General features: G+C 68.8%; 10 protein-coding genes. 3 read left to right on the forward strand and 7 right to left on the reverse strand.

Annotated features, from left to right (window positions below; genetic code table 11):
• Positions 1-107: 107 nt before the first annotated feature.
• The 5 genes from M1M07_RS11660 to M1M07_RS11680 all read right to left on the reverse strand — a co-directional run bounded on the left by M1M07_RS11660 (position 108) and on the right by M1M07_RS11680 (position 6,987).
• Positions 108-2,240: a 3-hydroxyacyl-CoA dehydrogenase NAD-binding domain-containing protein gene (locus M1M07_RS11660; RefSeq protein ID WP_282581979.1), complete on the reverse strand. Its 2,133-nt coding sequence runs from the start codon at positions 2,238-2,240 to the stop codon at positions 108-110.
• 35 nt (positions 2,241-2,275) lie between these two features.
• The gene (locus tag M1M07_RS11665; protein ID WP_248674263.1) at positions 2,276-3,490 is read right to left on the reverse strand and encodes an acetyl-CoA C-acetyltransferase; all 1,215 of its coding nucleotides are present in this window, start codon (positions 3,488-3,490) and stop codon (positions 2,276-2,278) included.
• Positions 3,491-3,663: 173 nt separating this feature from the next.
• Positions 3,664-4,302, reverse strand: coding sequence for a response regulator transcription factor (locus M1M07_RS11670; protein WP_197256984.1), 639 nt, complete (start codon positions 4,300-4,302; stop codon positions 3,664-3,666).
• The gene (locus tag M1M07_RS11675; protein WP_248674264.1) at positions 4,299-6,260 is read right to left on the reverse strand and encodes a sensor histidine kinase; all 1,962 of its coding nucleotides are present in this window, start codon (positions 6,258-6,260) and stop codon (positions 4,299-4,301) included. Before M1M07_RS11675 ends, M1M07_RS11670 begins: the two co-directional genes overlap by 4 nt.
• 40 nt (positions 6,261-6,300) lie before the next feature.
• Positions 6,301-6,987: a hypothetical protein gene (locus tag M1M07_RS11680; RefSeq protein WP_248674265.1), complete on the reverse strand. Its 687-nt coding sequence runs from the start codon at positions 6,985-6,987 to the stop codon at positions 6,301-6,303.
• A gap of 348 nt (positions 6,988-7,335) precedes the next feature.
• On the opposite strand from M1M07_RS11680, the gene M1M07_RS11685 reads away from it, so the two are divergent.
• Together M1M07_RS11685 and M1M07_RS11690 are read left to right on the forward strand one after the other, a co-directional pair.
• The gene (locus M1M07_RS11685; RefSeq protein WP_248674266.1) at positions 7,336-9,171 is read left to right on the forward strand and encodes an Hsp70 family protein; all 1,836 of its coding nucleotides are present in this window, start codon (positions 7,336-7,338) and stop codon (positions 9,169-9,171) included.
• A gap of 76 nt (positions 9,172-9,247) precedes the next feature.
• Positions 9,248-10,564 (forward strand): hypothetical protein, encoded by a 1,317-nt coding sequence (locus tag M1M07_RS11690; RefSeq protein ID WP_248674267.1) that lies wholly within the window; start codon positions 9,248-9,250, stop codon positions 10,562-10,564.
• 60 nt (positions 10,565-10,624) lie between these two features.
• On the opposite strand, the gene M1M07_RS11695 is transcribed toward M1M07_RS11690, so the two are convergent.
• Positions 10,625-12,229 (reverse strand): hypothetical protein, encoded by a 1,605-nt coding sequence (locus M1M07_RS11695; protein WP_248674268.1) that lies wholly within the window; start codon positions 12,227-12,229, stop codon positions 10,625-10,627.
• Positions 12,230-12,586: 357 nt separating this feature from the next.
• On the opposite strand from M1M07_RS11695, the gene M1M07_RS11700 reads away from it, so the two are divergent.
• Positions 12,587-13,987, forward strand: a complete 1,401-nt coding sequence (locus M1M07_RS11700; protein WP_248674269.1) for an MFS transporter — start codon at positions 12,587-12,589, stop codon at positions 13,985-13,987.
• On the opposite strand, the gene M1M07_RS11705 is transcribed toward M1M07_RS11700, so the two are convergent.
• Positions 13,974-15,626, reverse strand: coding sequence for a CdaR family transcriptional regulator (locus M1M07_RS11705; RefSeq protein ID WP_197254433.1), 1,653 nt, complete (start codon positions 15,624-15,626; stop codon positions 13,974-13,976). The two genes, M1M07_RS11700 and M1M07_RS11705, sit on opposite strands and share 14 nt — an antisense overlap.
• Between the last annotated feature and the right edge of the window lie 154 nt (positions 15,627-15,780).

Raw genomic sequence — 15,780 nt, forward strand, 5'->3', positions numbered from 1 at the left:
CGACGCGGAGACGGGAAAGGCTCCCGACCGGGGTCGGGAGCCCTTTCGTGTGGATAACTCGTGCGTGGTTTTGGTAGCTGCTGCTACCAAAACCACGCACGGGCGCGCTAGCGCAGGGAGGCCGGCGGGGTGAAGCGCTCGCCGTACTTGGCGGCGAGTTCCTCGGCCCGCTTGACGAAGCCTTCCTTGCCACCCGGGTAGCCGACGATGAACTGCGCGACACCACCGGTCCAGGCCGGGAAGCCGATGCCGAGGATCGAACCGATGTTGGCGTCGGCGGTCGTCTCCAGAACGCCCTCGTCGAAGCACTTCTGGGTCTCGATCGCCTCGGCGAACAGCATGCGGTCGATCAGGTCCTGCAGCGGCACGTCGAGCGTCGCCTCGGTCTGGTAGTGGTCACGCAGACCCTGCCAGATGCCGAGACGCTTGCCGGTCTCGTCGTACTCGTAGAAGCCGGCCTTCTCGAGGCGTCCCGGACGACCCTGCTCGACCATCCAGTCGACGACGTCGAGCGCGGGGTGACGGGTGGCGCCCATCTTGGTGTCGCCCTTGGCCGCGGCCTCGGCCGTCTCCTTCGCGATCTTCTGCATGAGCTTCATGTTCAGCTCGTCGGTCAGCTGCAGCGGCGGAGCCGGGTAACCGGCCTGCGAGCCGGCCTGCTCGATCGTCGCGGGCTCGATGCCCTCGCCGAGCATCGCGATGGCCTCGTTCACGAACGTGCCGATCACCCGCGAGGTGAAGAAGCCGCGGCTGTCGTTCACGACGATCGGGGTCTTGCGGATCGCGAGCGTGTAGTCGAACACGCGGGCCAGCGCCTCGTCGGAGGTCTTCTCGCCCTTGATGATCTCGACCAGCGGCATCTTGTCGACCGGGGAGAAGAAGTGGATGCCGATGAAGTCCTCGGGGCGCTTCACACCGGTCGCGAGACCCGTGATCGGCAGCGTCGAGGTGTTCGAGCCGAGCAGCGCGTCGGGATCGACGATGTCCTCGATCTCCTGGAACACCTTGTGCTTGAGCTCGGTGCTCTCGAAGACGGCCTCGATGACGAAGTCGACGCCCGCGAAGTCGGCGACATCGGCGGTCGGCTTGATGCGATCGAGCAGAGCCTTCGACTTCTCCTCGGTGGTCTTGCCACGCGAGAGGGCCTTGGCCTCGATCTTCTCCGAGTAGCTCTTGCCACGCTCGGCGGCCTCGAGGGTGACGTCCTTGAGGACGACCTCGAAACCGGCCTTGGCGGAGACGTACGCGATGCCGGCGCCCATCATGCCCGCGCCGAGCACGCCGACCTTCTTGATCTCACGCTTGGGCACGTCCTTCGGACGCGAGGCGCCCGAGTTGATGGCCTGCATGTCGAAGAAGAACGCCTGGATCATGTTCTTCGCGACCTGACCGGTGGCCAGCTCCACGAAGTAGCGGGACTCGATGGTCGACGCGTTGTCGAAGTCGACCTGCGAGCCCTCGACCGCCGCGGCCATGATGGCGCGCGGAGCCGGCATCGGAGCACCCTTGAGCTGCTTGCGCAGGTTCGCAGGGAACGCAGGGAGGTTCGCGGCGAAGGCCGGCGACGACGGGGTGCCACCGGGGATCTTGTAGCCCTTGACATCCCACGGCTGCACGCCGCCCTCGGGGTTGGCCTTGATCCACGCCTTCGCGGCCGGGACGAGTTCCTCGATGCTGCCGACGACCTCGTCGATCAGGCCGAGCTCCTTGGCCTTGACCGCGTTGTACTTGTTGCCCTGCAACAGAACCGAGAGCAGGGCGGTCTGGATGCCGAGCAGGCGGACGGTGCGGGTGACGCCACCGCCACCGGGCAGCAGGCCGAGGCTCGCCTCGGGCAGACCGATCTGCACGCCCTTGACGTCGGCGGCGATGCGGTGGTGGGTCGCGAGGGCGATCTCGAGGCCGCCACCGAGCGCGGCACCGTTGATCGCGGCGACGACGGGCTTGCCGAGGGTCTCGAGGCGACGCAGGTCCGCCTTGATGTCCTGCACCTCGTCGAACGTCGCCTGCGCGTCGTCGGGTCCGATGGCGATGAGGTTGCGCAGGTCGCCGCCGGCGAAGAAGGTCTTCTTCGCGGAGGTGATCACGACACCGGTGATCGAATCCTTCTCGGCGACGAGACGATCCACGGTCGCCTTCATCGAGGACTTGTAGAGCGCGTTCATCGTGTTCGCGCCCTGGTTGGGGTCGTCGAGGGTCAGCACGACGATGCCGTCGGCGTCCTTATCCCAGGAAATCATGTTGTCGCTCACTGTTTTTCAGATTCCTTCCGGTGTCAGACGCGCTCGATGATGGTGGCCACACCCATACCGCCACCGATGCACAGGGTGACGAGGGCGCGCTTGGCTCCGCGACGCTCGAGCTCGTCGACCATCGTGCCGGTGATCATGGCGCCCGTGGCGCCGAGCGGGTGGCCCATCGCGATGGCGCCGCCGTTGACGTTGAGCTTCTCGTCCGGGATGTTCAGATCCTTCTGGAACTTCAGGACGACGGAGGCGAAGGCCTCGTTGATCTCGAACAGGTCGATGTCGTCGACCGTCAGGCCCGCCGCGGCGAGGACCTTGTGCGCGGCCGGGGTGGGGCCGGTGAGCATGATCGTCGAGTCGGCACCGGAGGTGGCGGTCGCGACGACGCGGGCACGCGGGGTCAGGCCCAGGTCCTTGCCGGCCTGCTCGGAACCGACGAGCACCAGCGCGGCACCGTCGACGATGCCGGAGCTGTTGCCACCGTGGTGGACGTGGTTGATCTTCTCGACGAAGTGGTACTTCTGCATCGCGACGGCGTCGAAGCCGCCCATCTCACCGATCGTCGCGAACGACAGAGCGAGCTTGCCGAGGCCCTCGAGGGTGGTGTCGGGGCGCATGTGCTCGTCGTGGTCGAGGATGGTCAGGCCGTTCTGGTCCTTGACCGGCACGACCGACTTGGAGAAGTAGCCACCGGACCACGCGGCAGCGGCGAGCTGCTGCGAACGCAGGGCGTAGGCATCGACGTCCTCGCGGCTGAAGCCCTCGATGGTCGCGATGAGGTCGGCGGAGATGCCCTGGGGCACGAGGTAGCTGTCGTAGTTGGTGGCGGGATCGAGCATCCACGCGCCACCGTCGGAGCCCATCGGGACGCGCGACATGGACTCGACACCGCCGGCGATGACCAGCTCGTCCCAGCCGGAGCGCACCTTCTGCGCAGCCAGGTTCACGGCCTCGAGGCCGGAGGCACAGAAGCGGTTGAGCTGGAAGCCGCCGGTGGTCACGGGCAGGCCGGACACGGTGACCGCGGTGCGCGCGATGTCGGCACCCTGGTCGCCGACCGGGCCGACGACGCCGAGGATCAGGTCGGAGATGCGGTTCTCGTCCAGGTCGGGGAAGCGAACACGCAGCTCGTCGATCAGGCCCGTAACCAGGGAGATCGGCTTGACGGAGTGCAGCGACCCGGTCTTCTTGCCGCGGCCGCGCGGAGTTCGGATGGCTTCATAGATGAATGCCTCTGTGGTCACAGTGCGGGGTTCCTTCCCGTGCTTTCGAATGTGACGGGCGTTGTCCGCTGTGACAGCAGCCACGCCCAACCTCCACCACCCTAGGAGCGTCCGGTCCGGCTTTTAAGGACCGAACCGATCGGAGTCCGTGACCGAAGCGAGCGAGCGCTCGGGTGCGGGACGGACGGATGGAGTCAGATGCCGAGACCGGCCTCGCGGGCCCGCACGATCGCGGTCGCGCGGTCGACGGCGCCGAGTTTGCCCAGCACGTTCGACACGTGGTTGCGCACCGTCTTCTGGCTCAGGACCAGCCGCCGCGAGATCGTGGCGTTGTCGTAGCCGCGCGCGACCAGGTCCAGCACCTCGCGTTCACGCTCGGTCAGTTCGGGGAACGCACCGCGCGCGACCGTGCGGGACGTGGCCATCACACCCAGCGCCTTCTCCGCGACCGCGGCACCGACGATCAGTTCCCCGCCCGCGACCGCCCGGATCGCGCGTTCCACCCCGGACGGATCGGCACCTTTGACGAGGTAGCCGCGCGCCCCGGCCCGCATCGCCGCGACGAGCAGATCCGCGTCCTCGTGCATGGTCACCATCAGCACCCGGAGTGCGGGATGTTTCGCGACGAGGCCGGCGGTCGCTTCGATGCCGGAACCGTCACCGAGTTCGATGTCCATCAGCACGACGTCGACGTCCGCGGTCACCACGTCGAGGGCCTGGCTCACCGAGCTGGCCTCGGCGACCACGTCGATTCCGTCGAGGGTGCCGAGCAGCGCGACCATCCCGAGCCGGAAGACCGGATGATCGTCGACGACGGCGACGCGGATGCTCATGACTCTCCTGCCGGAACTGCCGGTGACGTGGCCGTCCACGGCAGACGAGCGCGCACGACGGTGCCGTGCGGGTGTGCTTCGGTGATGTCGACGACGCCGCCGACGTCGCGGGCACGTTCGCGCATGCTGTGGGTGCCGACGCCGGCGCGGGCGTCCGGTCCCCTGCCGCGACCGTCGTCGCTGACCTCGACGGTGAGCAGGTCTCCGGTGGTGTGAATGCGGACCGTGCATCCGCGAGCACCGGAATGCCTGCGCGCGTTCGTGACCGCTTCGACGGTGATGCCGTACGCCGCGGCGGCCACCGCCCGGGACAGTCCGGCCGGGGCGTCGGCGTCGACGTCGATCGTGAACCCGCTGTTCGAATGGATGCCGGCGAGTTCGTCGACCGCGGCGACGAGTCCCAGCTCGTCGAGCACGGGCGGGAGCAGTCCCCGCGACAGTTCGCGCACGCCCTCCACCTGGTGGTCGAGTTCGCGCAGCAGCGCGTCGATCAGCTCCAGCGCGCCCTTCGGGTCGGTGCCGGCGAGGTTGCGAGCCCCCTGCAGCCCGAGCCGGATTCCGGCGAGGGACGGGCCCAGCCCGTCGTGCAGTTCCCGGCGGATGGTGCGCCGCTCCTCGAGGCGTGCCTCCCGGAGCTGGTGCCGCGCCGCGTCGAGTTCCTCCGCGGACCGCAGCACGACGAGTCCGGCTTCGACGACGGTGGCGAGCTCACCGAGCGCGCGCAGACTGCGGGGCCCGAGGGCCTCCCCGGGTGGCGCGGTCACCGTGAGGGTTCCGGAGTCCAGGATCATCTCCTCGGCGCGGCCGGTGGGTTCGCCCCAGCGCGCGAGGATCTCGCCGTCCCGGCTCACCGTGACCGATTCGAGCCGCAGCGCGGTGCCGATGCCGGCGGTGAGGTCGCCGAGGAGCCGGCGGGGCGTGCCGGCACCCGCGAAGTGCCGGCCGAGGTTCTGCACCGCGCGGACGGAGTCGATGCCGTCGCCGTACACGAGGCGGTGCACGCGTCGTGTCAGGCTGCTCCGCACCGGCTGCACGGCCAGCGCGACCGCGGTCGCGGCGATGGCCTGGGCGGCGACCGAGCCGTCCGTCGGCAACATCAGCGACGCGGTCACCGCGACCACGAGATACCCGGCGGCGAGCACCGCGACGAGACTGCCGGCGAGCGCGGCGCGGCTGACCGCGAAATCCAGCCCCCACAGTCGTTGCCGCAGCACCACGACGAGGATCGCGACGGGGTAGAACGCCTGGGTCGCCAGGTGGATCAGCGGAGTGAGCATCCACGGCAGCCCGGGGACGGCGAGCGGAATGTAGGAGGCCGTCATCAGCGCCGCGCCGAGCGCGAGCCAGCCGAGCCCGGCGGACTCCGCCGCCGGGGCGGTGCGGCGCCGCCACAGCACGTGCGCGGCGGCGAGGAACCCGACCACCACGACGGGTAGCACCAGCCACAGGTCGGCGGTGTCGGTGTACGTGCGGGCCCACCAGAACCATACGGTCGCAACAGTTCCGGCGGCCACGCCGATCTGCTCGAGCTGCCCGAGCGTGCCGTCCCGGACCAGCCACGGCACCACCAGGAACAACGCGAGCGTTCCCGGGATCCACGCCGAATTCTGCAGGGGCGCGAGCGCGCCGACGAACGGCAACTCGGGTCGCACGAGCGCGAGCCGCGACCACGCGTAGGACAGCGCCGCGATCCCCGGGCCGATCGCGGCGACCGCCGTGATGATCGGCACCGGATGCACGCGACGTGCGAGCACCACCCCCGTGACCGTTCCGTACACGGCGGCACCGACGACGTCGACGAGGAAGAACAACTGATCGGCGTCCAGCGTCGGCCGGGCGGCGGCGAACACCACGACCGAAACGACTGCGAGTGCCCAGGCCAGGACGGCGACGACTGCGGCGGGCACCGGTGTTCCACCGGTGCCCGCCGACCCCTCGTTCTCGTGCGCGACTGTCATGGTGCGCCGAGTATCCCCGATTCCCCCCGTATTTCGTGATTCACCGCGTCCGCGCGGCGACCGCGAAGCCGACCCCGGCCACGAGAACCCACACCGGGCCGACAAATCCGGCCAGGTACTGCAGCGGCGAGATGCCGGTCAGCAGCGTGAGGCCCCCCAGCACCACGCTCGCCCAGCCCAGCCAGCGCGGGACGGCGCCGTGCCGCAGCGACGCGACCGCGACCGCGAGACCGCTCACCCCGGCGCCGACCCACAGCCACGGAATGGTGCCCATCCAGTGCGAGGCGACCACCGCGACCTCGGGAACCATCTGTCCCGGCTCGCTGAGCCCGAACAGCAACTCGGTGTCGAGGCCGGTCCCGAGCAGGGTGGCCACGGACGTCAGCACCAGTCCGAACGCCGCGACGGCCGGCAGGATGCTGAACTCGGGCAGCGCGATGCGGAGGCGTCGCTGCAGGCCCGCCGCGAACACGAGCAACAGCACGGTGCCGACCATCAGCGTCAGGTGCATGACGAGCATCGCCGTGCGCTGCTCCGCGAACTCGGCGGTGATGGCGACCGCGTTGCCCGCGGTGTCCTCGTTGTAGGCGGCACTCATCGCCATGCTGGCCTGGATTCCGACCACCCCGGCCAGGCCCGCAACGGCGCCTGCCCAGGCCCACAGGGATCCTCCCGGGTGCAGGGAACCGTCGGTGGTGTCGTGTTGTGTGACGCTGTCGATGCTCATGTCCGCCCCTCCGCTCGGACGCACGGTGCGCCCGTCGACAAGGACAGTGCTGCGCTCGGTGTCCCGGGCACGAGGGACAGCCGTCCCGATTTCCCGGGACGGGACGGCAACCCGAGGTGATGTGCGCCACAGCGCGACTCGCGGTTCGGGGCTCCGACGTGCGCGAATGCGGTGAGGTGCCACCGATGTGGAAAATCCCCGGGGCAAGCGGGAACTTTTCGGCGGGGCCGCCCCTCTCATCCTCGACACACGGAAACGACGCGAAAGCGAGGTCGGGATGAGCAGCGGGCACCTTTCCGGTCTCGCCCGGCCGGGTCGACATGACCATCACACCGTAAGGGGAGAACGATGAGCTGGGTCCTTGCCGTCGACTTCGGCACCTCGAACACCTCGGCCGCTCACCGCATCGGACCGGACCGGGTCGAGTCGCTGCCGCTGACCCACACCAGCAACCTGATGTCGTCGTCCGTGTTCATCGACCCGGCCCACGCGATCTCGACCGGCGACGTCGCGGTGAACCAGGCGTCCGTCGACCCCGCCGGCTTCGTCGTCGCCCCGAAGGCACACGTGTCCGACCGGTCGGTGCTGGTGCGCGGTCAGGAAGTTCCGGTCGCCGCGATGACCGCGGCCGTGCTGCGCACCGTGTACGGACAGTCGCTGCAACGGCACAACAACCACCCGCCCGCGGAGGTCGTGCTCACGCACCCCGAAGCGTGGTCGGAGCGGGAACTGTCGGTCCTGCGCGAAGCGGCGTCGATCGCCGGGCTCGGCGGCAACGTGTCGCTGATCTCCGAACCCCGCGCCGCCGCGTTCTACTACTCACGCCGGCACGACGCCAAGATCGTCAAGGGCTCGACCATCGCGGTGTTCGACTTCGGCGGCGGCACCCTCGACGTCGCGGTGCTCACCGCGACGAACGAGTGGACGTTCGAGGTGCTGCGCGCGGGCGGCGACAACGCCCTCGGCGGAAAGAACCTGGACGCCACGATCTCCCGCTGGGTGGACCGGCAGCTCGCCGACGAGAACCCCGATCTGGCGGCATGGTTGCGCCGACCGGAAGGTCTCGACGCCCGCCGCAACCTCGACGATCAGATCCGACGAGCCAAAGAGCTTCTCTCCCAAGCTCCTTCGGCGACCATTCGGATCACCGGCAACGGCGCCGACATGACGTTCACGCTGACCCGCGACGAGTTCGAGCAGCTGATCGAACCGCAGATCACGCGCGGTGTGCAACTGGCCGCGTCGGTCCTGCGCGATGCCGGTGTGGACCGCGGTGGTCTGCAGGCGCTGTATCTGACCGGCGGCTCGTCGCGCATCCCCTACGTGCACCGGCGCCTGGCCGAACTCGGCCCGATCGCCACCCTCGACGACCCGAAAACCGTGGTGGCCAAGGGCGCGGCCGGGTTCGTCGCCGGTGGTCGCGACACCGAACCGCCGGCGGACCGGCAGACCGTGGCGCTGGCGCGCGATCACGGACCCGGCCCCCGCCATGCGGCGCCGGCCGGCCGGCCGCAGCCCGCACCCGCCGTCTTCGCCGACGCCGCGGCCCCGGAGACCGCCCCGGCCGGGAAGCGCAAGCCGCTGCTGATCGGCGCCGGTGTTCTCGTCGCGGCCGCGATCGCCGCCGGCGGTGTCCATGCCTTCGCCCAGAGCGGCGGAGCCGGTGGAACTTCCACCGCCTCCGCGGAGACCGTCGAAACGACGACGGTGCTCGCCGCGGAGGGCGGTCTGCCGCCCGCCACGTCGGATTCCGCCTACATCAGCGAATCCACCGACGATGTCACCTCGATCCTGCCTGCCAAACTGATCACGTCGTCCACGTCGTGCGAGAAGGCCGGGTTCAGCATGGAGAACGCACTGCGCGTCGACTGCGACATCGATCCCGCTTCGTCCCTGGGCAAGACGATCGGCATGGGAGAGCACGACTACGTGACGGTGTCCGCGTACCGCGACGATCAGTACGCCCGGTCGACGCTGATCCGCATGCGCGACCAGCCGATCACCGACTATGTCTCGGTTCTCTCCGACGACGGCAACCGCATCATCGAGTACCTGCCGTCCGATCCGTACAGCACTTTCTTCAACGGCATCGACAAGACGAAAGGGCTCGTGATCAACTTCTCGATCGCACCCGTCGACAAGGGACTGACGCTCATGCGAGAGCTCGGATTCCCTTCTTCGTGAACAAGTTTCATCCCAGAGGTCTTGCCGCAGCGCGGCAGAGAACGACGGCACACCAGAACGACAGGAGTTTCAGATCATGCGTACGTCACGCATCCTCACCGCCGCCGCAGCGGCAGCCGCTCTCACCCTCGCCGGGTGCAGCAGCGACGTCGAGGGCACCGCCGTCGACAGCGAAACCGCCGCGCTCGCCGCAGATTCCGGCGCCGAGCGGCAGGCGGACTTCGACATCGAGTCCCTCGACACCGGCGGATACAACACCGTCCCGAAGGACTTCGAGGCAGAGGGCCGGCTCGCCGGGGATTTCGGGCCCGCCGTCGAAGGCCAGCGCATGGCCGAATTCGTGGTCGCCCCGTACACGATCGACCCGAAGCTCGTCTCGGGCGGCGGCATGAACCAGGGCGTCGGCGTCGGGGGCCTCGCGAAACTCGGGCTCCTGAGCGAATCCGTCTCCGCGATCTCCGAGAAGTACGAAGTCATCACCACATTCAGCGACTTCCAGGACTACGCCGACGGCTCCCACGGCCTCGGGATCTCTGTCGTTCGGCTCCCGGACGAAGCGTCCGCGGCCGCCATCGCCGACGAGCTCTACGCCGACGAACTCACCGACGGCAGCGGCGGGGACGACATCTTCGCGTCGGGTGCTGCCACTCCGATCACGCTGCCCGGCCTGCCCGATACCCAGGCCGTGACCTACCGGTGGGAAACCGGCTCCGACACGGTGTCCTCGTACACCGTCAACGGCCCTCACTTCATCTACACCTACGCCACCACCACCCCCGACGACCCCGAGTGGGCGAAAGACATCACCACGCGCGCGCTCGAGAAGCAGATTCCGCTGCTCGCCGGCTTCCCGTACACGCCGACGCCGGAGATCCCCGAGCTGGTGGTCGACATGGACAAGGTCCTCGCCCGCGCCGTCGGCTACACCGAGGACGAGACGACGCGGAACTCCGAACTCGCGGTGTACGGTCCGCTGGGCTGGCTGCACTTCGACAGCAACCCGGCACAGACCGCCGAGCTCTTCGAGAAGACCGGCACCGACCGGGTCGCCATGGCGAACTCCACCGTGTACCGCACGGCAAGCCCGGAGGGTGCCGAGACCGTTCGGGACGCATTCCTGGCCCAGACCCGGAGGAACTACTCCGAGGTCACCGAGGACGCGTCGGCGCCGCAGAACGTTCCCGACACGACGTGCATGAGCGGTGACGTCGCCGAGGGCCGGATGTCGGTGTGCTACATGACCTATGGCCCGTACGTCGCCGAGATCACCGGCTTCCGGCCGATCGGCAACACCGACCCCGAGCGGGACTCCTTGCGCACGATGTCGCAGCGCGTCGCGACCCAGTACGTCAAGTTCGTCGAGGCCGAGGAAATGGGCCTGGGCGAGAACTGATTCCGTTCCCGCCTGTGCCCCCTGCCGCCGACCGCGGCAGGGGGCACAGCACCGGGTTCGTCAGAACACGAGCACCGCGAAGACCGTCGAGAGAACGAGACCGGCCATCACCGGAAGGAAGCACTTCCGGGCGAGATCGAGGACCGGCACCCGGGCGAAACCGGCCACCGCGACGAGCGACGACCACGCGACGAGCACCCCGCCACCCGACCAGATGTTGCCCATCTGACCGATCGCGGCGAGTGTCGCCGGATCGATGTCGACGGCGGGTCCGAGCGCACCCGAGAGCGCTCCCGTGAGGGGCAGGCCGCTGAAGCCCGACCCGTCGAGACCCGCGACGACACCGATGAGCAGGATTCCGAACGCGGTGACGAATGCGTTCTGCGGCAGGTGCGCCTGGACCGCGGTGACGAGGTCGAACAGGATCGACGGTCCGGTCACGTCCGACGGGAGACCGAGGATCGGACCCACGAAGTCCGGGTTGCCGATGAAGAAGAACCCGGCGATGGGCAGCACGCATCCCATTGCCTTGAACGCGAACACCAGACCGTCGACGAGATGATCCGACGTCGTCTCGAGAAAGCCACCCCGGTCGGTCGACGCGGCGGCTGCGAACAGGATCAGTGCCGCGAGACCTCCGACGATCGCGGCGGCGTCGCCGCCCTTCAGCGGCGGTACGACCTCGGTGAACTTGCCGAGCATCAGATAGACGATGAACGCCAGGTAGACCAGCGGCACCAGCATCGCGAACGCCTTGGCGGTGCCACGACGCTCCTTCTCCACAGCGGCGACCTCATCGTCGGACGGGTCGGCGTCGACCACCGGGTCCGAGGTGCGCACCAGCACTGCGGTCGCCGCGGCCGGCTGCCCACCGTCGCCGGTCGGTCCGCCCACCGGCTCCGGGTGCACCGGGCGAGCGGAGCCGCCGCCCGCCGAGCCGCCGGGCCGGTCCTCTTCCCGGGGGAGGTCGCCGATTCCCCGGTCGGCTTCCGCCTCCCACTCGACGAGCAGGTCCGGCGACGGCGCACGCCAGGTTCGCTTCTGCGTCAGGTAGGTGATCACCAGGGCGGTGACACCCACGATGAGCGACAGGACGAGAGACTTGTCGGCCACCGAATCGGTGTCCGCCCCTGCCGCGACCGCCGAGATGCCCGGCGCGACCTTGATGATGTAGTCCGACGACAGTGCCATGCCCTGGCCACAGATCGCGATGACCATACCCGCCGAGAGCGGCGACAGTCCGGCGCGGATGGCCACCGGAATGAGCACCGCGCCGACCAGGGGGACGGCCGGGGTGGGCCAGAAGAACAGCGAGATCACGTAGGTCACGGCGGCGAGGACGAGGAAGCTGCTCGCGCCCGCGCGCATCACGCGACGGAACGGCGCGACCATCATCCGGTCGGCGCCGAGCTGGCGCAGCGCTCCGAGCATCGCCGTGACCATCGCGATGATGAGGAAGATGTTGAACAGTTCCTTCGCCGCGACGAGGCTCGCGTTGAAGATGGACGACAGCCCCGTGACGATGCTGCCGGAGAAGACCAATGCGGTCAGGAACGTTGCGACGACTGCGGGAACGACGATGTTCTTCCGCAGGGCCATGGTGGCCAGGATGACGAGTATGCCGGCCAGATAGACCCAGTGGGCGGCAGTGAGTTGTACGTCCAAAGCATGTCCTTCGGCGGGAGGGCGGAACGGATCGGGCTTGATTGGTGGAACTTTCCGCGTTCGGTCACACCGGGTCAACGAGAACCCTGCACACCGGCCCGGACGCTACCTGTGCACTGTGTTCCACTTTTGCGATTTCGTGTCGCCGAGTCGCTCGAATGTGAAAGATTGCTACGAGCGTGTTTCGCCAAGGGACAAAGCGCACTTTCCGGCGATACCTGTGCAGGGTGCCCTGATCAGGGGTCCACACGTGTGCACTCCGACCGCGCGCTGCCGAGCCACTCACCCGCCCCACGATGGGACAGTGGGATCGCGGCACGAACGGGGCCGCGCAGTTCCACGGTTCCAGGGAGTTCGATGAGCACACGCACAGAGGTGGCAGGCACACCGTCGGAAGCAACCGGCACGGGCACCCCACTCGCGTTGTCCGCCCTCCTCGCCGGCACGCTCGTCGGCACCCTCAGCAACAACATCATCAATGTTCCCCTTCCCCTGATCCTTTCGGATTTCGACGCGTCCCTCGAGGACGGTGCGCTGCTCGCCGTCGGATTCCTCCTCACGTTCGCCGCGTCGATGCCACTCGCCGGATACATCGGCGACCGCTTCGGTCGCCGTCGCGTCTACAGCGCGGCCCTGCTGGGTACCGCGGTGTGTGCGCTCGGCGCCGCAACCGCACCGTCCCTCGAGATCCTTGTCGTGTGGCGTGCACTCGGCGGCGTCGCGGCCGCGGCGTTCGCCCCCGCCGTCATGGGGCTGATCGCGTGGTTGTTCGACGCGCAACGCCGCGCCCGTGCCGTAGGCGCGTGGGCGACCGTCAACGGTATCGGGCAGGCGATCGGCCCGACCCTCGGCGGATTCGTGGCCGGGAACTGGGGCTGGCGGTGGGTGTTCGTCCCGCTCGTCCCGATCGCACTGCTCGGGTTCGCCGGGACGATCCGCTGGATTCCCGCGTTCCCCGGGCGCCGCATGAACCTCGACGCGCTCGGTGCGGCAACGCTCACCGCCGGATCCGCCGGAATCGTGTTGGGACTGAGCATGTTCGGGCAGTCCGGCGTCGATGCTGCGATGCCACCGGTCGTACTCGCCGCGTCCGCGGGAGTGCTCGGCTGGTTCGTCGCACACTGCCTGCGCGCCCGAACGTCGTTCGTCGACGTGCGACTGCTGGCCGAAAGTCGTTTCGCCCGAAGTGCTGTCGCAGCCTTCGCGCAGATGTTCTGTCTCGGTACCGCGCTGCTGGCGGTTCCGTTGCGGCTGACGGAGACGGGTGCGTCCACCGCGACCGCCGGCACGATCCTGTTCGCGCTGCCCGCGGTCATGGCTGTCTTCGCGCCCCTGGTGGGGCGCACGACGGACCGGATCGGTGCCCGGCGCGTGCTCCGCACCGGGCTGGCGATCCTGATCGTCGCCCAGTGCGCTCTCGCGGTCGTTCTCTCCGCAGGAGAGCCCGATCCTCGGCTCGTCGCAGGCGTTCTCGCGGTGACCGGGGCCGGGATCGCCGCCGTTCAGACGCCGGCTGCGGCCGGATCGACACGCTCACCCGCGGGCGCCCAGGGCACCGGACTCGGGGTGTTCAACCTCATCCGTTTCGGCGGCTCCGCGGTCGGCGCGGCATGGGTGACGATCGCGCTCGCTCCCTGGTCCGTGAGCGTCGTCTTCGCGGTCTGTGCGGTGACGGTATGTGTCGCCTTCGCCGCCTCGTTCCTCGGTCGCGACCCCGAGGATGTCGAGAGCGTGGCGAAAGCGCTCAGCGATAGTTGATTTCGTGTTCGACCGAGGTGTGGAGACGATCGAGCAATTCGAGCCGGACCGCGAGCCACGCGGTGAACTGATTCTCCGGGGTCCGCACGTCCATCGCCATGGCCCGCGAGATCCGGTCGAGTTTCGACAGCATCGTGTTGCGGTGCACGTTGAGTTCGCGCGCGGCCGCGTTGACGTTGCCGCCGGAACCGAGATAGGCGACGAGTGTGTCGTAGAGGTCGCTGCCGGGCCGGAGGGAGCCGAGCACGTCGCCGACGAACCGTCTGCTCCGGTCGGTCTCCGCGACGAGCTCGAGAACCCCGTACCCACGTAGGTCGTAGTAGGACACCGACCCCGACATCCCCATCCTCTGCCCGATACCGAGAGCAACACGCGCCTGGCGGTAGCTCTCGCGGATCTGGTCGGCGCCCACGGCCGGTGCTCCGTGCGCGACGGGGACGGGACGGCCGCGCCGCCGCGACAGGTCCTCCGACACGGCCTCCGCGAACTCGGTGATCTCCGCCTCGACGTCACGGGCATCGCGGTATCGCAGTGACCGCACCACAACCAGCACATCACCGATCACGGTGACGTACGAGCGGATGGAAGGATGCGGCAGGACGCTCGCCGCGTAGCGGGCGAGACGCAGCAGCCCACCGGCCGCCTCACCGGCCGGCACGTTCGGGTTCTCCACGTATCCGGGAGCGACGAACACCGCGAACGTCGAGGTCAGATCGATGTCGTGGTATTCGGCACGGGCCTGCATGTCGTGCCGGCTGGAGAAATCCCCGTGCACCAGGGCCTGAACGAAGTCGCCGCGCGCACGTTCCTCGGCCTCGTCGACACTGCGCTGGCGCAGCATCTCGGATCCGATGATCGCGGTCGCCTGCTCGGTGACCACCGCGTGTTGCGCGAGATCGTGCGGATTCGGCGTCTCACCGGAAGCGAGGACCACCACCCACCCTTCGAAGCGTTTGCCGAGCCGGATCGTGCTCGCGGTGCAGGTCCAGTGCACGTCCCCCGCGGTCACGTCGATCACCCGGGTGTCGTGGTGACCCCGACCGGCGGCCGACGCACCGGTGAGCGAGTCGTGAAGCCGCTCCGAGATTTCCCGGACCGCGGTCCGCTCGATGCCGTGATATGCCACTGCCTGACCGCGGGCGTCCAGCGCCACCGCCGGATGCTGCGCGAGCGACGACACCTCCTTGATCAGGAGCGTGAGCCCGGCCCCTCGGTGGAGCAGCCCCGCGAGCGTCGAGTGCACGTGCGCGGAATACCGCATGACATGCACTTCCTGCATCAGGGACCGCTCGGCGAGCAGCCTGTTGAGTGCCGCGAACCCCACCGGGAGGTCGAGTTCGACGACGGGCAGGCCGGGTGGCCACGAGGTGATCGCGGCGGGCAGAGCACCGTCGACGACGAGCGCCGCCGCACCGCGCGCCGCGACGGCCGGCATCGCGTGTGCGTTTGCAGCCAGTGCCTCGGGCCGGACGTAGACCGCCACTCCGGCGAGGTCGTCGTAGCGACCCACGACCTCACCGAGCGGCAGTATCCAGCTCAGGACGCGGTCGAGGTCGGCACCGTCCGGTGCGACGCGTGCGCCGGCCATGAGCGGTTCCTCCAGCAGTCCGCGGACAGTCAGACGCGGGCTCGGTTCCATGGAGACCTACTTCCGTCGAGGGGCTGTAACGCCACACGGGGCCGGTGACGTCGTGCACTCCCTAAATCAGCTACCAGAGACGTACAGGCTCCGCACATGTGCATGTTATCCACATACTGCTCGCGTATCGGGGTCATTTTGACCGTCCCAACGG

Source organism: Rhodococcus sp. HM1 (assembly GCF_023218075.1).
Taxonomy (GTDB): Bacteria; Actinomycetota; Actinomycetes; order Mycobacteriales; family Mycobacteriaceae; genus Rhodococcus.

What these genes read in the sequence shown, in the direction of transcription:
- M1M07_RS11660 (WP_282581979.1), bottom strand. Translation starts at nt 2,240, where the DNA reads ATGATTTCCTGGGATAAGGACGCCGACGGCATCGTCGTGCTGACCCTC.
- M1M07_RS11670 (WP_197256984.1), bottom strand. Translation starts at nt 4,302, where the DNA reads ATGAGCATCCGCGTCGCCGTCGTCGACGATCATCCGGTCTTCCGGCTC.
- M1M07_RS11675 (WP_248674264.1), bottom strand. Translation starts at nt 6,260, where the DNA reads ATGACAGTCGCGCACGAGAACGAGGGGTCGGCGGGCACCGGTGGAACA.
- M1M07_RS11680 (WP_248674265.1), bottom strand. Translation starts at nt 6,987, where the DNA reads ATGAGCATCGACAGCGTCACACAACACGACACCACCGACGGTTCCCTG.
- M1M07_RS11685 (WP_248674266.1), top strand. Translation starts at nt 7,336, where the DNA reads ATGAGCTGGGTCCTTGCCGTCGACTTCGGCACCTCGAACACCTCGGCC.
- M1M07_RS11690 (WP_248674267.1), top strand. Translation starts at nt 9,248, where the DNA reads ATGCGTACGTCACGCATCCTCACCGCCGCCGCAGCGGCAGCCGCTCTC.
- M1M07_RS11700 (WP_248674269.1), top strand. Translation starts at nt 12,587, where the DNA reads ATGAGCACACGCACAGAGGTGGCAGGCACACCGTCGGAAGCAACCGGC.
- M1M07_RS11705 (WP_197254433.1), bottom strand. Translation starts at nt 15,626, where the DNA reads ATGGAACCGAGCCCGCGTCTGACTGTCCGCGGACTGCTGGAGGAACCG.